This window comes from Rhodococcus sp. 05-2255-3B1 (assembly GCF_002258545.1).
Classification (GTDB): domain Bacteria; phylum Actinomycetota; class Actinomycetes; order Mycobacteriales; family Mycobacteriaceae; genus Rhodococcoides.
In genome coordinates this window covers 112768-131884 of sequence record NZ_NOZC01000035.1, presented here as the reverse complement: position 1 = coordinate 131884, position 19117 = coordinate 112768, and the positions used below count along the sequence as shown (strand labels likewise).

Sequence of the window (19117 nt, the reverse complement as noted above, 5' to 3'; positions counted from 1 at the left end):
CGGTCTTGTCGGCGAATGACGTCGACCGGTCCTATCTCCGACAGGACCTCACACCCTTTTTGCCGACTGCGCGCCCCTACTCACATCAGAGTATGGGCGCGCAGTCGTCGATCGGGGCGCGCGGTCCCACCCTCAGTTGATCAATTGAGGACGCGAGCGAGAAACGCGGCGATGTTGTCTTCGACTGCCGCGGTTCGTGTCGGGACGTCGAAGTCCTCTTTGAACTGACGGCCCAGCGCCGGGGTCTTCTTCTTGCGCGCGTAGAGCGAGCAGGCGAGGTCCGAGCAGATGTAGGTGCCCACCGTGTTGCCGCGCCTGCCGGATTCGCCTGCCTTCGCTGCGGCCATCAGCGACACTCCGCCGTTGGCATGTGTGGTGAGGCAAATGCTGCACATCTGGGCAGTACGGGGACCGCCCGGCTTGTAGCGCAACGCAATTCCACGGAGGCGATCACTCTGCGGGACAACGATGTAACAGCGCCCTGCCATTTTGGGGTCGGTCCAGCCGAGGAAGTCGAGATCGTCCCACGGCACAGCGTCGAACATCTCGGGAAGGGTGAGCCTTCCTGCGTCGCCCTTGGACGAGTTGACGAACGACGACCTGATGTCGCGTTCGGAGATCCGTTCCATGTCACTGCCTCCAGTGCTGTAGAAGTGTGTCGATTCCGTCGAGGATGCGTGTCCACGACTGTTGCGAGTCGGGTGCACTGTGAGCGAACGAGCCGGCCGCGTCGAGGCTGGCATAGCCGTGAAAGACACTGCCGAGCAATCGAACTGCGTGGACCTGATCCTCTTCGCCCAGGTCGTACCCCCGCAGGATCGCCTTCATCATCGCCGAATGACGCATCCCGGCACTGTTGATCGCGGTCTCGTGATCGAGCGGAAACTGCGTCGCCGCATAGCGACCGGGATGCTCCCGCGAGTAGTCGAGATATGCGTTCGCGACGGCAACCAGAGCATCCTTGCCCGCTCGGCCCGCGAGAGCCTCCGAGACCCGATCGGCCAGTTCCTCCAACGCCAGCAATGCGATACCGACGTTCAACTCGTGCGAGTTCTTCAGGTGCGAATACAGACTCGCCACCTTGACGTCGAAGCGTCGCGCCAGCTCGCTGGCAGTCACGCGATCGAAGCCGACCTCGTCGGCCAGATCGGCTCCTGCTGCCACGATGCGCTGCGCGGTCAATCCTGCGCGGGCCATGCCGGCCTCCTCCTCTGTACGAGAAGACCGTAGCCGAAACTAATACCTATAGGCAAATGGCTAAAGCCATCACCGGCCCTGCCAAGCCTCCCACAGCTGTGCGTAGCGGCCACCCGCAGCGACCAGCTCGTGATGCGGACCCTGCTCCAAGATTTTTCCGTGTTCGAGAACCACCACGCGGTCGGCCGCTGCGGCCTGCGTCAGACGATGCGCGACGATCAACGTGCTGCGTCCCTTCGTAGCGGCTTCGGCCGCAGCTTCGAGATCGCGAGCCCCGGAACTGCCCGCTTCCGCGGTGGCCTCGTCCAGCACGGCGACGGCCGGGTCAGCGAGAACCAGACGCGCCAAGGCCAATTGCTGCGATTGTGCTGCGGTCAACTGGTGCCCGCCCTCACCGACCGCGGTGTCCAGCCCGTTCTCGAGCGCCTCGACCCACCCCCACGCCCCGACGGTCCGCAACGCGGCTTCGACGTCGGCGCGTTCCGCATCCGGCGCGGCCAACAGCACGTCGTCGATCAACCGGCCTGCGAAGACATGCACTTCCTGGCTCACGATTGCGACATGTCGCCGTAAGCCCTCGCTGCCCAGCGCGTCCAGCGTCGCGCCGCCGACGCGGACCGCCCCCGACGTCGATGCCATGGAACCGGCTGCAATAGCTGCGATCGTCGACTTGCCGGCACCGGTGGATCCGACGAGGGCGACGGTCTCGCCGGCGTCGACCCGCAGATTCACGCCGTGCAACACCTCGTGGCCGGTCTCGTACTCGTGCCGCAGATCGGTGACGTCCAAGGTGGCGTCGGACGGCACGGAACCGTCGCCGACGGGTCGTTCGTCGGGAATGTCGACGACCCCGACCAGGCGGGCCAACGACGCGCCGGCAGACTGAATGTCGTCGAACGTGAACAGCAACGTGCCGATCGGATTGAACAGACGGTGGAACAGCAAGGCCGCGGCGGTCGTCTCACCGACGGTGACGTAATCGCCTCGCACGAGCAGAAATCCGGCCAGCAGGATCACCGACAGTCCGACGCATTCGGCGCGATTGCTCCGCGATCCGAACCGGGTGAACAGGCGAAACACGTCGACGCCGATGTCTCGTGCCTTTGCCGACGCCCGATCGATCTCTTTCAGATGCGCCGACTCGAGTCCGTACGCGCGAACGGTTTTCGCGCCCTGCATGCTGCTGACGAACGACTGTGCACGTTCGCCCATCGCCACGCGTTCGGCCGCGTACTTGGGGGCCGAACGCGGCAGGTACCACCGCAGCGCAAGGATGTACATCGGCAAGGCGACCAAGCCTGCGAGGCCGAGACGCCAGTCGATGCCGAGCATCGTGATCATGCTCAGGCAGACGAGCAGGAATGCCCCGACGAGCTGCGGGATCACTTCACCGATCGACTTCGCCATCACCGCGATGTCGTCACCTACCCGAGAGAGCAAGTCGCCCTTGCCCACTCGTTCCAACGTCGCCACCGGCAGATGCAGGGCGCGACGGACGACGGCTTCACGCAACGAGGCCAGGATTCCCTCACCGAGGGTACTGATGAGGTAGCCGCTGAAGCCGGTGACGATGCCACCGATCACTGCCGCCACCGAGATCACCACAACGACCCCGATGATCGTCGAGGTGTCGGCACCATCGCGGACGCGGTCGACCAAGACCCCCAGGACATAGACCGGCACCAGCGACATCGCCGCGGCGATTGCACCGAGGAGCAGCGTCACCGCAGTACGCGCCCGTCGTAGTTTCAGCTGTTCGAGCAGCCACTTCCCGGACCGTGCTCCGGTGGCGATCGGAAGGAGTTCGGGGGTGGTCATCGCAGCACCGTCTCCTTGTATTGCGCATCCGAGAACGCGAGATCGTGGTGCGTTCCCTCGGCGACGACGCGTCCGCCGTCGACGACGAGAACGCGATGGGTCACCGACAGCAGCGCAGGGCTGGTGGTGATGAGGATGGTTGTCTGCGAAGCACTTTCGGTGTGCCGGAGTTCGGCGATACCGCGAGCGATGGCGTGTTCGGTGACGGCGTCGACAGCCGTGGTCGGGTCGTGCAACACCAGGACCGGCGCGTCGACCGACAGCGCCCGGGCCAAGGCGACCCGCTGACGTTGGCCGCCGGACAGGCTCGCTCCACGGTCGGTGACGGCGTGGTCCAGTCCGGCCTCGTGCAATTCCACGACGTCGGTGGCCGCGGATGCCTGCAATACTCGGTCGAGTTCGGCCTCGGGCCGCTCGCGCCCCGCGGTGACGTTGCTGCGGACGGTGCCTGCGAACAGGTCGGTCAGGTGCGGCTCGACGAGGACCGTCTCGCGGGCGCGTCGGAGGTCGATCTCTCCCGTCCGGATTCCGCCGACTCGAACAGAGCCGGTGTAATCGGACTCGGAGATCTGGCCGGACAGCAGTACGGCGAGTGCTTCGCCGTCCTGCGGCCGGTAGGCGACCACTCCGAGCATCTCACCAGGTGCGGCCCGGAAGGCGAGGCCGTCGAGCGATCGGAACCGAACGTCGTCGACGGCAAGATCGGTGCCTACCGGAACCGTTGACTCCGATTGCGGTAGAACGTGTTCCGCACCGAGAACGAGGGCAAGACGATCAGCGGATCCGCGCACCATCGCCACCACTCCGGGGATCTTCGACAATCCGGTGAGAGGTTCGATGACGAACTGGGACAAGCCGATGACGGTGATCAGCTCGCCGACCGAAATCCGGCCCTGCAGCGCAAACCAGCCTGCGGTTCCGGCGATTCCGACGGCCAGTAGCGCGTTGACCGCCGCAGAGAGGCCCTGATAGACGTTGTTGGCGCGGGCCAGCTTCAGCGTTGCGGCCAATGCCGTTCGGCTCGACGTCACGAATCGCTCGGTCGCGGCGTTCTCGGCCCCGATCCCGCGCAGGGGTCGCACTCCGCTCACCAGATCGGTGGCCATCCCCGATACCCCGGCGATCTCGGCCTGCTGCGCGGTGGCCGCACGGGTGAGCAACGGGGCGAGACGCTGCAGCGCGATGAGGATGACCGGTGTCCCGATGACGACGGCGAGACCGAGCGGAACGTCGATCACGATCAGCGCGACGGCGGACGCGACGACCGCCACCGCGGACGCGAAGACCCGTGCGATCAGATCGAGAATCCAGGACTCCTTCTCGGCGTCGGACGTCGAGACCGTCAGCAACTCGCCCGCCGACAACTCGGTACGCACACCCCGCGGATCGAGGACGCGACCGGCGACCTCCACGCGCACCAGGTGCGCCTCCCGCTCGATGGCGACCACGATGATGCGGGCACCGATCCGCCACGCGTACGACAGGGTGACGAACAAGGCCGCCAGACCGACCAACGAGAGCACCATCGCGGTCACATCACCGGTGTCGATGGCCCGCGAGACGATCAGTCCGATCGCCACCGGGACCATCGTTTCGCACAGTTGATGTACCCCGAACAGCAGCGACGAGACGATCAGGCGGGTGCGATGCCGTCGAACGGTGCGACGCAGAATTGCGGAGCCGGTGGCCGGAGAGGGCACCTCCACCACTGTCCGAGCACGGCGGAGCGGCACAGAAACGGTCATTTGCTGCAGCCTAGGGCATCGGGAACTGGCGATGGGGTGCCACATTTACATAGAGTCGGGACCAACGAACACCATGTAAGCCCAGCAGAGAGTACGGAGAACACCATGCCTGCCAAGACCTCCACCGACAACGACATCGCCGACGAAGACATCGTCCCACTCGAATACGAGACGGCCAGCCAGGCTCAGCGCGTCGTCGCGGCCTACGCGACCGATGCCGACGAGTGCCGCATGTTGCTGTCGATGTTGGGTATAGATCCCGTAGCGAAGACCGACTGACGCTCTTCGCAGGACTGTTTACCCAAGGATCTACAAGCGGATTGGACAGTTGTGGCTGACGCCTCGCAGGGTTCGGATTTTGTCGTCGTAGCCAACCGGTTGCCGGTCGATCTGGAAAAGCTCCCGGACGGGAGCACACGATGGAAGCGAAGCCCTGGCGGGTTGGTCACCGCTCTCGAACCGATTCTGCGTGCCAACAAGGGCGCGTGGGTGGGGTGGGTCGGCGTCTCGGACGTCGACGTCGAGCCGTTCGTCGAGGACGACCTGCAGCTGCGGCCGGTGCCGATCAGCGAGAAGGAGTACACCCAGTACTACGAGGGCTTCTCCAACGCGACACTGTGGCCGCTCTACCACGACGTCATCGTCAAGCCGGAGTACGACCGCGACTGGTGGAACGCCTACGTCGAGGTGAACCGTCGCTTCGCCGAGAAGACATCCGAGGCCGCGGCACAGGGCGCGACGGTCTGGATTCAGGACTACCAGCTCCAGCTCGTCCCGAAGATGCTGCGGATGCTGCGCCCCGACCTGACCATCGGATTCTTTCTGCACATCCCGTTCCCGCCGATCGAGCTGTTCATGCAGATGCCGTGGCGCACCGAGATCGTCGAAGGACTGCTCGGTGCGGACCTCATCGGGTTCCACCTGTCCGGCGGTGCCCAGAACTTCCTCTACCTTGCCCGACGCCTCGCCGGGGGAACCACGTCCCGCGGAACCGTCGGAGTGCGGTCGAAGTTGGGCGTCGTGCAGGTCGGCTTCCGGACCGTGCGAGTCGGCGCGTTTCCGATCTCCATCGATTCCGGTGACCTCGACACCAAGTCTCGCTCCAAGGCCGTCCGTGATCGGGCCAAGCAACTGCGCAAGGACCTGGGCAACCCCAAGCGCATCATGCTCGGCGTCGATCGCCTCGACTACACCAAGGGAATCGACGTTCGGCTCAACGCGTTCCGCGAACTGCTCGAAGAGGGCCGCGTCGATCCGGCCGAGAACGTCATCGTGCAGTTGGCGACGCCCAGCCGTGAGCGCGTCGAGAGCTACGTCGCCATGCGCGGTGAGATCGAGCAGCAGGTGGGCCGCATCAACGGCGAGTACGGCCAGGTGGGCCATCCCGTGGTGCACTACCTGCACCGGCCCATCCCCCGCGACGACCTGCTGGCCTACTTCGTCGCCGCCGACGTCATGCTGGTCACTCCACTGCGCGACGGCATGAACCTGGTCGCCAAGGAGTACGTGGCCTGCCGCAGCGATCTCGGTGGCGCACTGGTGCTCAGTGAATTCACCGGTGCCGCAGCCGAATTGCGACAGGCATACCTGTGCAACCCGCACGACCTCGACAGCGTGAAGGACGCGATCATCGGAGCCCTCGAGCAGGACCCGGAGTCGGGGAAGCGTCACATGCGCGCCATGCGCAGGCAGGTTCTCGCCCACGACGTCGATCGCTGGGCGCGCTCGTTCCTCACCGCGCTCGCAGCGCCGGCGGAGGGCACCAACCTCACCCGATAAATTCGCTTTCCTTCGAACCGTCGACGGCTGTAACTTTGCCGTCGACGGTTTCTTTCCATGTATTCCAACAGTGAGGAGGTGGGCATCGTGGCCACCTGGACGAGCGCACACCCGAGCCCACGTCACTCCTCTCCGAAGGAACCCTCGCATGTCCTCTCTTCTTCACTACGGCCTCGATCGGCACTGGCTCGATGAGTTCGAAAAGCATTCTCAGGACGCAGTTCTCGCCCGCGTAGTTCGCGTCGACCGCGGCGGATTCGACGCCGCCACCGAGAACGGAATCGCTCGATGTACGGGCGGTGCCGTCTGCACCGGGGATTGGGTGGCACTCGACGGAGAATCGTTCCGGCTGATCGCCATCCTGCCCCGCCGCACGGCCGTCGAACGCGCCTCCGCCGGAACCACATCCGACACACAGGTTCTCGCAGCCAACGTCGATACCGTCGTCGTCACGGTCGCGTCGGACACCGACCTCGACCTCGGTCGCGTCGAGCGCTACATCACCCTCGCCTGGGGCAGCGGCGCTGTTCCCGTCCTCGCGATAACCAAGACCGACAGCGGAAGCGTCGCCGAAGAAGTGTTGTCGTCCGCCGCGCCGGGCGTCACCGTGTGCAGCACCAGTGCAGTCTCGGACGGCGGAATCGATTCGCTGGCAGCACATCTGCGCGGCACGGTCGCCCTGATCGGGCCGTCGGGATCGGGCAAGTCGACACTCGGCAACGCTCTGTTGGGCGGTGCGGTTCTCGCCACCGGGGCGACCCGCGAGGGCGACAGCAAAGGCAGGCACACGACGGTGCATCGGGAATTGGTGCCCATCCCGGAGAGAGAACTGGTGCTGCTCGACACGCCTGGACTACGTTCGGTGGGCGTCCAAGGATCGGAAGACGCTGTGGCGAGCGCCTTCTCCGACATCGACGAACTCGCCGCGTCGTGTCGATTCGCTGACTGCGCGCACGAACGCGAACCCGGGTGCGCGGTACTCGCCGCCGTCGACGCGGGCGAGCTCACCGAGAGACGGTTAAGCAACTACCGAAAACTGTTGCGAGAGAACGCCTGGGCCACCTCCAGGCACGATGCACGAGCACGCAGCGAGAAGCTACGCGAGTACAAGCAGATCTCGAAGTCGCTGCGCCAGAAGTACGCCGCCGACGGTAGAGGGCGGTAGGTCAGCTCTCGTCGAACAGTGAGGGGCTGTCGGTCTCCGTCTCGGCCTGCCGAGCCGAACCTTCACTGTTCGACGCCTTCCGCACCACCTCGACCGTGGTAGTGCGTACCGACAACCGATGACCGTCGTGATGCTCGAGCAACGCCAGACCCTGACGGATCTCGAGCACCTTCCACGGGCCGGCATGCCCGGACGCCTGAACCAGGTCGCCTGGTGCGATCTCGGAAGCCACTGTTGTTCTCCATTCAGCGAGCAATCGGGTTCGAGCAAGTCTGTGACACACACCCTATCGGGCCTGCCCGGCCCGCATCTCACTTGCTCGTCGAACAATTTAGGAGTACTCATGTAATAGTTGTAGATATACAAGCATTATCGCGGAGGTGAACGTGGCCGAGTTGACTCGACGACACCGGTATCTCGTGCTCGGCATCTGCTGCCTGAGCCTGTTCCTCGTCAGCACCGACAACACGATCGTCAACGTCGCGCTGCCGTCGATGCGCGCGGATCTGAACGCATCGGTCTCGGGTCTGCAATGGATCATCGACGCATACACGCTGGTCGTGGCATCACTGTTGATGCTCGGCGGCTCGATGGCCGACAAGTACGGCCGCAAGCGCTTCTTCCTGATCGGCACCGGAACGTTCGTCCTCGGCTCCCTGCTGTGCAGCATCGCACCGTCGCTCGGCTGGCTCGTCGCCTTCCGCATGCTCCAGGCAATCGGTGGCTCGATGATGAACCCCGTCGCGATGTCGATCATCACCAACACCTTCACCGATCCGAAAGAACGCGCAGGAGCGATCGGCATGTGGGGTGCCGTCGTCGGCATCTCGATGTCGGCCGGCCCCGCCCTCGGCGGAGTCCTCGTCACCGGTGCCGGTTGGCAGTCGATCTTCTGGATCAACGTTCCGATCGGAATCTTCGCGCTGGCGATGACACTGAAGTTCGTCCCGGAATCCAAAGCCGAACACTCACGCAAATTCGACCCTGCAGGCCAGTTCCTCATCTTCGCGTTCCTCGCGTCCCTCGTGTTCACCATCATCGAAGGTCCCGCGAAGGGTTGGGGATCCCCGCTGATCGTGTTCACCGGCGCCGTCGCCGTCGGCTCTCTCGTCGGACTACTGCTGGTCGAGTCGCGGATCGAGGAACCGCTCATCCAACTGAAGTTCTTCAGGAGCGCACCCTTCAGCGGAGCGACGGTGATCGCCGTGTGCGCGTTCGCATCCCTCGGCGGATTCCTGTTCCTCAACACCCTCTACCTGCAGGACGTGCGCGGATACTCACCACTGCACGCCGGTCTCTACACCCTGCCGATGGCGTTGATGACCTTGATCTTCGCGCCGATCTCCGGTCGCATCGTCGGCACCCTCGGAGCGCGCATTCCGCTGCTCGTCGCCGGAGTCGGCTTCGTGGCCTCGGCACTGATGCTCACCCGACTGACTCCGACGACGTCGTTCGCATGGCTGGCCGTCGCGTACGTGATCTTCGGAATATCCTTCGGCATGGTCAACGCCCCGATCACCAACACCGCGGTGTCCGGAATGCCGCGCAGCCAGGCCGGAGTGGCGTCCGCCATCGCATCGACGAGCAGGCAGGTGGGCCAGTCGCTGGGCGTGGCCGTCGTCGGATCCATCGTCACGGCGAGCATCGTCGGGGAGATCTCCGACGGCTTCACCGCCGCCGCGGTCCCTGCCTGGTTCGTCATCGCAGGCGCAGGCGTGATCGTCACCGCGCTCGCAGTGGTCACAACCGGCCGATGGGCACGCGCAACCGCCGATCGAATCGACCAACCGGTGCTCGTATGACCGGCGATGCAGCACACGTCTGGCGCGAGATGCGCGCACTGATGCTCGAGAAGCACGACACCCGACGAGCCGTCGCCGACGCCACCGGGATGAGTTTCCTGCGAGCAAAGCTGCTGACCAAGTTGCTCACCGGCGATCGGACGATCACCGAGCTGGCCGAGATCCTCGCCTCCGACGCGCCGTATGTCTCGCTCAACGTCCGCGAACTCGAGAAGCGCGAGCTGGTTCTGCGTACCGAAGATCCCGAGGATCGCCGACGCCGCATCATCGGACTCACCGACACCGGACGTCTCCTCGCCGAGAAGGCCCGAGCGATCGCCGACGCTCCGCCGCCGGAATTCACGACAGTCTCTGCCGAAGACCTGGCGCATCTGCGTCGGATTCTGCGACTGCCCTGATTTTCAGAGGACAGTGCTCGAGCGGCGGATGGTGTCGAGTGGGGTGCCGATTTCGACGAGCGCGCGCACGGTCGCTGCTTCCATACCCGGTGAGCCGCAAACCAGGATCTGGCGATCCGGGAACGGCCCCTGCGTCGCGACGACGTCGGCCACACTGCCCTCCCAGCAATGCTCCGGCTCGAAAAACGAGGCGCTGGAACCGATTTCGGCATGAATGCGGTCGTTCCATCGATCCGACGCCCACGGCTCGTGCAACTGATCGACCACGGGTACCACCGTCAACCACCGGAACTCCGCCGCCATCAGCCACAGCATGTCGCCCGCATACAGATCACGAGGCGACTTACCGCCGACGAAGAGCGTCACGTTCGGCGGCTGCTCGCGACGTGTGAGGTCGAGCAGAATAGCCCGCAACGGAGCGAGACCGGTGCCACCCGCGATCATGACCACATCGCGCCCCGAATCATCGACATGGAGACCACCCTGCGGATCGCTGATCTGCCAGACATGACCGGGCCGCGTCTCGTTGACGATCGATCCGCTCACCCAACCGGCAGGCACGGCTCGAATATGGAATTCCAGCTTGCCGTCTCGAGAAGGCGGCAACGCAGGTGAGTACCGCCGCGTCAGAGCAGTGTTCTGAGGAACCGTGACCGACACCGACTGGCCCGCCCGAAACGGCACCGCGTCGCCCTCGAGTCTGATCACGGCGAGATCGTTCCGAAGACGGTGATACTGAACGACCGTCGAACTCCACGCCTGCATGCCGACCAGAATAGGGGTCGACGCCGGGGGTCTCGCAAACGCGCGCGCATTCGCTGAACGCGCGCGAAATGGCGACCACATCACCGACGAAAATGCGCGCACCCGACAAAGGCGCGCGCGTTTGCGAGGAGGTGCGCCCGAGACACCCAACGCAGCCCCGTGAACCGAGCCCGACCCGCACAGCCCAGCCCCGCCCAGGTTCGCTCCCTCAGCACCACTCGCCACCGCAAACGCGCGCGCACTCGCTGAACGCGCGCGAAATGGCAACCGAATCACCGGCAAAACTGCGCGCACCCGACAAAAGCGCGCGCGTTTGCTGACCAACGGGGCCGAAAATGCGCGCACCTGACAAAAGCGCGCGCGTTTGCGGACAGACGGGGCCGAAACTGCGCGCACCTGACAAAGGCGCGCGCTTTTGCGAACAGACGCGGGAGAAACGTGAAGCGAATCTAACGCTGGTGGCGCGGCTTCCAGACCACGAGGGCGTTGCGCTGGATCGGCACCAGGTCGCGGCGATAACTGGCGTGCACGTTGGCCAAATCCTGAGCCAACTCCGAAACCCGTGCCTGCAATGCCTCGACCTGATTGGTCAGCTCGATGATGCGCTTGATACCGGCGAGGTTGACGCCTTCGTCCTGCGAGAGTCGCTGTACTTCACGGAGCAGCGCGACATCACGCGGCGAGTAGCGGCGCCCACCGCCGGTGGTGCGGTGGGGGGTGACCAAACCGAGTCGATCGTAGGTGCGCAGCGTCTGCGCGTGCATGCCGGCCAGCTGTGCCGCCACCGAGATCACGAAGACCTGGGCGTCGGGATCAGCTTGACCGCCACCGGCTTTCGCGGATCCACCCTCGGGAGGGACCGACATCACACACCTGCCCACCCGGCCCGCGGGTCGAATCCGCTGGCCTTCTCGGCTTCCAGATAAGTCTTCAGAGCGTCGGTGGCAGCATCGTCCAGTTTTTGCGGGACGGCAACTTTGACGGTCACCATCAGATCGCCGGTACCGGACTTCTTCGGCACACCGCGACCGCGCACGCGCAGCACTCGGCCGTCGACGGTGCCTGGTGGAACCTTCACTCCCACGCGACCGTCGAGGGTGGGCACCGACAACGTGGTACCCAGCACCAGTTCGCCGTAGCTCACCGGAACGGTCACCGTCAGGTCGTCGCCCGTGCGGCCGAACACCTTGTCGGGCTTGACCCGTACGGTCACGAACAGGTCGCCCGACGGCGCGCCGCGCAGGCCTGCTTCGCCCTGACCGGCGAGTCGCACCTTCTGGCCGTCACTGATGCCGGCCGGGACGCGCACGGTGATGGTCCGGGTGCGGTTCTGCACTCCGGTTCCGCGGCAGTCGGCGCACGGGTCGTCGATGATGGATCCGCTTCCGCGGCAGTCGTCGCACGGCTCACTGAAGCCGAACGCGCCTTGGTTTCTGTTGACGACGCCTTGGCCGTTGCATCGGGGGCACACCCGCGGGCTGGTTCCGGGCTTCGCGCCGCTGCCGTGGCAGGTGGTGCACGAGGACGGGCTGGTCAGCTTCAAAGGGACCGTGACGCCCTGAGCCGCTTCACGGAACTGCAGCGAGGTCTCGGTCTCGACGTCGCTGCCGCGTCGGGGCCGGTTGCTCTGGGTGCGCTGCTGCGCGCCGCCGCGATTGAACAGGCCGCCGAACAGGTCGCCGATTCCGCCGTCGCCGCCGCCCTGACCGAAGATGTCGCCGACGTCGAAGGTCTGGCCTCCACCGCCGAATCCGCCTGCACCGGGCGAGAATCCACCGCCACCGCGGCTACCGAATCCGCCCGAGGCGAACAGTCGTCGTGCTTCGTCGTATTCCTTGCGCTTGGCCGGGTCGGCGAGGACGGCATGCGCCTCGCTGACCGCCTTGAACTTGTTCTCGGCCGAGGCGTTGCCGGGATTGGCGTCGGGATGATTGTCCCTGGCCAACTTTCGGTACGCCTTCTTGATCTCTTCTGCAGTCGCGCTGGAGGAAACGCCCAGCTCCTTGTAGAAGTCCTTCTCGATCCACTCCCGCTGGCTCACCGGGCGTTTCCTCCTCTCGCTGTTTTCTGTCTACTGCTCGTCGGACGCAGGTGCATCCGATTCTTGCGCTGCACTGTCCACGACGCCGACCATCGCGGTCCGCAGGACGCGCTCGCCGAGCTTGTAGCCCGGACGCATCAGCGTCCCGACGACCGGACTGCTGCCGTCGCCCTCGTGGGAGACGGCCTCGTGGATGGCCGGGTCGAAGGCGTCGCCCTCGGCTCCGAAAGTGGTCAGGCCGATGTTCGAGAACACCCCTGCCAACTTGTCTGCCACTGCCTTGAGCGGTCCGGTTTCGAGATCGCCGTGCTGACGAGCTCGCTCGAGGTCGTCGAGAACCGGAAGAAGCTGCGAGACGACGGACGCCTTGGCGTTCTCCGCTCCGGTCTGCTTCTCGCGGTCGGTGCGACGCCGGTAGTTGGCGTACTCCGCCGAGACGCGCTGCAGATCTGCGGTGAGTTCTGCGACCTGAGTGTCACGCGGGTCTTCCACGACGTCACCGTCGACGGTCCCTTCGTCCACCGAGTCGGGCTGGGGCGCAGCCCCGGTGCCCACCAGGGGCTCCGGAACTGCGTCACCTTCCCGTACTTCACCGGTCTCGGGATCGATCTTTCGCTTGTCCACGAAAGTGACCGGTTCTTGCTCGGTGTTCTCCGACGTCACTTCTTGTCCGTGTCGTCGGCGGGCTCGTCGACAACCTCTGCGTCGACGACACCGTCGTCAGCGGCCTGCGCGCCACCCTCTGCGCCGCCCTGCTCCTTGGCCTGAGCCTCGTAGATGGCGGTGCCGAGAGCCTGCGACTCGGTCGAGAGCTTCTCCACGGCGGTCTTGACTGCCGAGATGTCGCTGCCCGCGAGAGCTGTCTTGGCGTCGGCGATGGCGGTTTCGACGCGTCCCTTGAGCTCGGCGTCGACCTTGTCCTCGTTGTCCTTGACGAACTTCTCCGTCTGGTGGACGAGGGACTCGGCCTGGTTGCGGACCTCGGCCTCTTCGCGACGAGCCTTGTCCTCGTCTGCGTGAGCTTCCGCGTCGGCGACCATGCGGTCGATCTCTTCCTTGGACAGGCCGGAGCCGTCCTGGATCTTGATCGTGTTCTCCTTGCCGGTGCCCTTGTCCTTGGCCGTGACGTGCACGATGCCGTTGGCGTCGATGTCGAACGTGACCTCGATCTGCGGGACGCCGCGAGGAGCCGGGGGCAGCTCGGTCAGCTCGAAGGAGCCGAGGAGCTTGTTGTGCGAGGCGATCTCGCGCTCACCCTGGAAGACCTGGATCTGCACCGAGGGCTGATTGTCGTCAGCGGTGGTGAAGGTCTCGGAACGCTTCGTCGGGATGGTGGTGTTGCGCTCGATGAGCTTGGTCATGACGCCACCCTTGGTTTCGATACCGAGGGACAGCGGCGTGACGTCGAGGAGCAGAACGTCCTTGACCTCACCCTTGAGCACACCGGCCTGCAGTGCAGCACCGACGGCCACGACCTCGTCCGGGTTGACGCCCTTGTTGGGCTCGCGTCCACCGGAGAGTTCCTTGACCAGCTCGGAGACTGCGGGCATACGCGTCGAACCACCGACGAGCACGACGTGGTCGATGTCCTTGACGGCGATGCCGGAGTCCTTGACCACTGCCTGGAACGGCGCGCGGGTGCGGTCGAGCAGGTCGGAGGTGATCTTCTGGAACTCCGAGCGGCTGAGCTGCTCGTCGAGGAACAGCGGGTTCTTGTCGCCGTCGACCGTGATGTACGGGAGGTTGATCGAGGTGCTCTGCCCGGAGGACAGTTCGATCTTCGCCTTCTCGGCGGCCTCACGCAGACGCTGCAGCGCCATCTTGTCCTTGGTCAGATCGATGCCGTTCTGAGCCTTGAACTTGTCGACGAGCCAGGTCACGATGCGCTCGTCCCAGTCGTCGCCACCGAGGTGGTTGTCGCCGGACGTCGCACGGACCTCGACGACGCCGTCGCCGATTTCCAGGAGCGAGACGTCGAACGTGCCGCCACCGAGGTCGAACACGAGAATGGTCTGCTCGCTGTCGCCCTTGTCCAGGCCGTATGCGAGAGCTGCCGCGGTGGGCTCGTTGACGATGCGCAGAACGTTGAGGCCGGCGATCTGGCCGGCTTCCTTCGTGGCCTGACGCTGTGCGTCCTCGAAGTACGCGGGAACGGTGATGACCGCGTCGGTGATTTCCTCACCCAGGTATGCCTCGGCGTCGCGCTTGAGCTTCTGCAGCGTGCGCGCGGAGATCTCCTGAGGGGTGTACTTCTTGCCGTCGATCTCCACGGTCCAGTCCGTGCCGACGTGGCGCTTCACGGAACGAATCGTGCGATCGACGTTGGTGACCGCCTGGTTCTTCGCGGGCTGGCCGACCAGCACTTCACCGTTCTTGGCGAAAGCGACGATCGACGGGGTGGTGCGTGATCCCTCGGAGTTGGCGACGACAACCGGTTCGCCGCCCTCGAGGACGGACACGACCGAGTTGGTGGTCCCGAGGTCGATACCGACCGCACGAGCCATAATGTTTCCTCCTGTTGTTGCGTGGATTCAGTCCCTGGGTGAGCGAACTCCGCTCAAGTTTGCATAACGCGATCTGTCGCGTCAACTTCCAACTTGAGCCTCATCCACTCAAGGCTGCTGACCTGCACAACGGAGGGTGTGGCGAATTTGTTCCCGAGGGAGCGGCTGCGCCGCACGTGCATGGAAATTCGGTGCCTACTACGAACTTCTACTCACATGGGGCGAAGCCCCTCCACAGCAGTACGCCGCGACGATCAGCAAGGATCGTCGCGGCGCAGCGGGGAGAAAGCTGTTGCGGAAGGAATTACTCGGCAGGCTCCTCGGCCGGTGCGGGAATGCAGCTGTGGCTGAGCAGGCCACCGGTGATGTTGTCGAGGAAGTTCGCATCGAGTGCACTGGCGAATGCCGCGGCACCGGCGGGACGAGCGATCCATTCACGATCGACCGAGGGCACGGTGTACGTGGCCGCTTCGCCCGCCTCGATGGTCGCCTCGGTGTTCTGACCCTGCACGCCCGGCAGTGCGCCGTAGTTGACGTTGACGTTCGAGGCGTCGTCCGCGCCGACGTTGTCGACCTTGACCTGCAGTGCAACGACACCGCCCTCGGGTGCGTCCTCGACCGTGGTGTCGCAGACGGCGGCCATGGTCACCACCAGGTCCGGGCTTTCGAGCACCACCGAGCCGAGCGGGCCGACGGGTTCGGGTGCCGGTTCGGCCGATGCTGCCGGTGCGAGGGCGACCGCACCGATGGCGGCGGCCAGAGCGGCCGTCGAGGCCAGGATCGATGTGCGGGCAAGACGTCGCATGAACAACTCCTGTAGCTGAGGGGGATGTGACTCATGAGTCTGATGTGACTGATGGGTCAGTTGGTACCTGACTCACTATGGCCTATCCGAATCAGACATTCCACACCAGGCGGTCTCGATTCGATGACGTTCGCATATCGAAGGAAAGGGCCCCTGACGAATCACATCCGTGTAGTTCGGCGTAGGTTTCACCGGTCGGCGAGCCAGGTTTCACCGCTCACCGATCAGGGGAACCACAACCCTGCGGATCGGCCGCGCCCTACGTAGGGTTGAGGAAAAGCGAGGCTACGGAGGCACATGGATCCCGAAGTGCAGCACGAACCGAGCGAGATCACCTACGACGAGAAGTTCTATCCGGCTCGGCCGAAACCACTTCGACCCTCGGTGCGTCGCGCCAACCGAAGCAACAGCCCCACTCCCGACAGCGAACCGGTGGCGTCGAACCCCGAGTACGTGGACTGGCTCACCGAACAGTCGATGCTGCGCGATGCCAAGTTGATCGCCGAGCAACTCTCGGGCAAGGGCAGCATGTGGCAGAACCCGTATGCCGACCCCGATCCGCGCGCCGCCGTCGAGCGCGCACCGGTGTGGTTCACCGCGTATCCCATCTCGGTGATCAACGCCCCACAGACGAGTTTCCTGAGCACTCTCGGCGACGAGAAGCTGTGGCAGGCGTTCTCCGAAATCGGTGTCACCGCAGTGCATACCGGCCCGGTGAAGGTGGCAGGCGGTATCCACGGTTGGCGTCCGACCCCCTCGGTCGACGGACACTTCGACCGGATCGGCATGCAGATCGACCCCGCATTCGGATCGGAAGAAGAGTTCCGACGCCTGTGCGTGGTGGCCTCGGCGTACGACGGCATCGTGATCGACGACATCGTTCCCGGCCATACCGGCAAGGGCGCGGACTTCAGACTTGCCGAGATGGCCGTAGCCGACTACCCCGGCATCTACCACATGGTCGAGATCGAACCGCAGGACTGGCATCTGCTGCCGCGAGTGCGGGCCGGTGCCGACTCTCAGAACATCGACGCCGAGGCCGAGGCCAATCTCGCCCGCGCCGGATACATCATCGGTCAGCTGCAGCGTGTCATCTTCTACGAGCTCGGCGTGAAGGAAACCAACTGGAGCGCAACACCTCCCGTCGTCGGTATCGACGGCGTAGAACGTCGCTGGGTGTACCTGCACTACTTCAAGGCCGGTCAGCCGTCGATCAACTGGCTCGATCCCTCCTTCGCCGGAATGCGACTGGTGATCGGCGACGCATGCCATTCCATCGCCGATCTGGGTGCAGGCGCATTGCGGTTGGACGCCAACGGTTTTCTCGGTGTGGAGCGTCGAGCCGAGGGACCGGGCTGGTCCGAGGGCCATCCACTGTCCGAGGCAGCGAACCACCTGATCGCCAGCGTGGTGCGCAAGATGGGCGGGTTCACCTTCCAGGAGCTGAACCTGACCATCGACGACATCAAGGCCATGGGTGCCAACGGAGCCGATCTGTCGTACGACTTCATCAACCGCCCGGCATATCAGCATGCCCTCGTCATGGGGAACACCGAATTCCTCAGGCTCACCATGACTTTGGCCCGCGATCACGGCGTCGACACGGCGTCTCTGGTGCACGCGTTGCAGAACCACGACGAGATGACATTCGAGCTCATCCATTTCGCCACCCTGCACGCCGAGGACGAGTTCACCTACGGCGGCGAGGCGGTCAAGGGCAGCGATCTGGGCGACCGTATTCGCGGTGAGCTGACCGATCGACTCACCGGACGGTGGGCACCGTACAACCGAACGTTCACCACCAACGGAATCGCCTGCACCACAGCGAGCGTGATCACCGCATCGCTGGGCATCCGCGATCTGGACCGCATGGACGAGCGAGACATCGACACCGTCAAGCGGGCTCACCTGCTGTTGGCGATGTACAACGCGTTGCAGCCGGGCGTGTTCGCCCTGTCGGGCTGGGATCTGCTCGGCATTCTGCCCATCGACGCCGACGAGGTCGACGACCTCATCCGCGAAGGTGACACTCGGTGGCTCAACCGTGGTGCACACGATCTGATGGGGTACTTCCCCGAGGCCGTGCGCTCGGAGTCGGGGATTCCCCGCGGGCGCAGCCTGTACGGCTCGCTCCCCGAGCAGCTGGCCGACCCACAGTCGTTCGCCCGCCAGTTGGCGCGAATCATCGAGTTGCGCAAGCGGTTCGGAATCGCAACCGCTCAGCAGATCGACATTCCGACGGTCTCGCACAAGGGCCTGCTGGTCATGGTGCACGAGCTCAGCCAGGGAACCATCCAAGCGACGGTACTCAACTTCTCGTCCGAGGAGATCAGTGCCACCATCCAGTCCAAGCACCTGGTGCCCGGTACATGCGCCGTCGATGTCTTCGACGACAACGAGATCGCCACCGTGGACGAGCTGAACAGCTTCCCGATGACCCTGCGTCCGTACGAGGGTGTGCCGGTGGTGCTGCGCTGAGACAGCAGCCCGTCACCGCCGACGGATAGACTCCTGCGCGTGGCCGAAGAACAGAACGACCCGACATCGCGGAGGCCCCGCCCTCCCCGTCCGCAACCACCGCGGCCCGATGTCGCCGTCGAACCGCTGCGGCCACGGCAGGAGCCCACTTCCTCGGCACTGCCGAAGGTCGCGAATGCGCTGTGGGCACTGACAGCGGCACTGATTCTCGCGTTGGCCGCCGCGGCCGCCCTGAACTGGGAGCCTGTGCTCTCCGGCGTCGAAAATGCAGTAGCGCAACAAGATTCGACAGCAAGTGCGGCCGACGTCCGCAACACTGCCTCGGCCACGCTGCTGTCCAGCGGGGCCGCCGCGGCTGTGCTCGTGCTGCTCGGTTTCGTCGCACTGAATCTACTGCGCAATGCAGCGACGTCGTCGAAGGTCCTGATGGGCGCGGTCGGAATCCTGACCGTCGGTGCATCGATCACGTTCTCGACGTTCGTCTCCGACGCTCCCGCGTTGCTCGGTGGCGTCCTGCACTGGGGGCCGTTCGTCGTCGCGGGTACCTCCGCGGCCACCACCCTCGTCGCGCTCGCACCCCGGCGCTGACGAGTCGCGTCCGCGCGTCCGAAGAACATACG

General features: G+C 64.9%; 18 protein-coding genes. 7 read left to right on the top strand and 11 right to left on the bottom strand.

Translation table 11 applies throughout. The annotated features are described in order from the left end of the window. Positions 1-140 precede the first annotated feature (140 nt). The 4 genes from CH249_RS19985 to CH249_RS19970 all read right to left on the bottom strand — a co-directional run bounded on the left by CH249_RS19985 (position 141) and on the right by CH249_RS19970 (position 4760). Positions 141-629 (bottom strand): FBP domain-containing protein, encoded by a 489-nt coding sequence (locus CH249_RS19985; RefSeq protein ID WP_094683593.1) that lies wholly within the window; start codon positions 627-629, stop codon positions 141-143. A 1-nt stretch (position 630) separates the two neighbouring features. After that, positions 631-1197: a TetR/AcrR family transcriptional regulator gene (locus tag CH249_RS19980; RefSeq protein ID WP_094683592.1), complete on the bottom strand. Its 567-nt coding sequence runs from the start codon at positions 1195-1197 to the stop codon at positions 631-633. A 69-nt stretch (positions 1198-1266) separates the two neighbouring features. Next, positions 1267-3015: an ABC transporter ATP-binding protein gene (locus CH249_RS19975; protein WP_094683591.1), complete on the bottom strand. Its 1749-nt coding sequence runs from the start codon at positions 3013-3015 to the stop codon at positions 1267-1269. Beyond that, positions 3012-4760 carry an ABC transporter ATP-binding protein gene (locus CH249_RS19970; protein ID WP_179273046.1) on the bottom strand — a complete coding sequence of 583 codons (1749 nt, stop codon included), beginning with the start codon at positions 4758-4760 and terminating at the stop codon, positions 3012-3014. Before CH249_RS19970 ends, CH249_RS19975 begins: the two co-directional genes overlap by 4 nt. Positions 4761-4865: 105 nt before the next feature. Between CH249_RS19970 and CH249_RS28045 the strand changes: the two genes are divergently transcribed. From CH249_RS28045 to rsgA, 3 genes are all read left to right on the top strand, one after another. Beyond that, the gene (locus CH249_RS28045) at positions 4866-5039 is read left to right on the top strand and encodes a hypothetical protein (RefSeq protein ID WP_008710019.1); all 174 of its coding nucleotides are present in this window, start codon (positions 4866-4868) and stop codon (positions 5037-5039) included. Between the two features lie 51 nt (positions 5040-5090). Continuing rightward, positions 5091-6539, top strand: a complete 1449-nt coding sequence (locus tag CH249_RS19965) for a trehalose-6-phosphate synthase (RefSeq protein ID WP_032396066.1) — start codon at positions 5091-5093, stop codon at positions 6537-6539. Positions 6540-6687: 148 nt separating this feature from the next. Then, complete coding sequence (gene rsgA / locus CH249_RS19960; RefSeq protein ID WP_094683590.1) at positions 6688-7704, top strand: ribosome small subunit-dependent GTPase A; 1017 nt, start codon at positions 6688-6690, stop codon at positions 7702-7704. 1 nt (position 7705) lies between these two features. Here rsgA and CH249_RS19955 read toward each other — a convergent pair whose 3' ends face one another. Then, positions 7706-7936, bottom strand: coding sequence for a hypothetical protein (locus CH249_RS19955; protein ID WP_032396068.1), 231 nt, complete (start codon positions 7934-7936; stop codon positions 7706-7708). Positions 7937-8090: 154 nt separating this feature from the next. On the opposite strand from CH249_RS19955, the gene CH249_RS19950 reads away from it, so the two are divergent. Further along, positions 8091-9506, top strand: a complete 1416-nt coding sequence (locus CH249_RS19950; protein ID WP_094648530.1) for an MFS transporter — start codon at positions 8091-8093, stop codon at positions 9504-9506. Then, positions 9503-9904 carry a MarR family winged helix-turn-helix transcriptional regulator gene (locus CH249_RS19945; RefSeq protein ID WP_179272995.1) on the top strand — a complete coding sequence of 134 codons (402 nt, stop codon included), beginning with the start codon at positions 9503-9505 and terminating at the stop codon, positions 9902-9904. Before CH249_RS19950 ends, CH249_RS19945 begins: the two co-directional genes overlap by 4 nt. A gap of 3 nt (positions 9905-9907) precedes the next feature. Here CH249_RS19945 and CH249_RS19940 read toward each other — a convergent pair whose 3' ends face one another. The 6 genes from CH249_RS19940 to CH249_RS19915 form a co-directional block, all read right to left on the bottom strand. Then, positions 9908-10669 (bottom strand): FAD-binding oxidoreductase, encoded by a 762-nt coding sequence (locus CH249_RS19940; protein ID WP_094648523.1) that lies wholly within the window; start codon positions 10667-10669, stop codon positions 9908-9910. 449 nt (positions 10670-11118) lie between these two features. Beyond that, entirely contained in the window at positions 11119-11535 is a 417-nt protein-coding gene (locus CH249_RS19935) for a heat shock protein transcriptional repressor HspR (RefSeq protein ID WP_045196872.1), read from the bottom strand. Beyond that, positions 11535-12710 (bottom strand): molecular chaperone DnaJ, encoded by a 1176-nt coding sequence (dnaJ, locus tag CH249_RS19930; RefSeq protein WP_045196873.1) that lies wholly within the window; start codon positions 12708-12710, stop codon positions 11535-11537. Before dnaJ ends, CH249_RS19935 begins: the two co-directional genes overlap by 1 nt. A gap of 30 nt (positions 12711-12740) precedes the next feature. Beyond that, entirely contained in the window at positions 12741-13373 is a 633-nt protein-coding gene (grpE, locus tag CH249_RS19925; RefSeq protein WP_032396072.1) for a nucleotide exchange factor GrpE, read from the bottom strand. Continuing rightward, positions 13370-15214, bottom strand: coding sequence for a molecular chaperone DnaK (gene dnaK, locus CH249_RS19920; protein ID WP_032376212.1), 1845 nt, complete (start codon positions 15212-15214; stop codon positions 13370-13372). Before dnaK ends, grpE begins: the two co-directional genes overlap by 4 nt. A 304-nt stretch (positions 15215-15518) precedes the next feature. After that, complete coding sequence (locus tag CH249_RS19915; RefSeq protein WP_045196877.1) at positions 15519-16019, bottom strand: hypothetical protein; 501 nt, start codon at positions 16017-16019, stop codon at positions 15519-15521. 297 nt (positions 16020-16316) lie between these two features. Between CH249_RS19915 and treS the strand changes: the two genes are divergently transcribed. Further along, a complete protein-coding gene (gene treS, locus CH249_RS19910) occupies positions 16317-18497 on the top strand; it encodes a maltose alpha-D-glucosyltransferase (protein WP_094683589.1) in 2181 nt (726 codons plus the stop codon). Positions 18498-18536: 39 nt separating this feature from the next. Beyond that, positions 18537-19085, top strand: coding sequence for a hypothetical protein (locus CH249_RS19905; protein ID WP_094683588.1), 549 nt, complete (start codon positions 18537-18539; stop codon positions 19083-19085). The last annotated feature ends 32 nt before the right edge of the window (positions 19086-19117 follow it).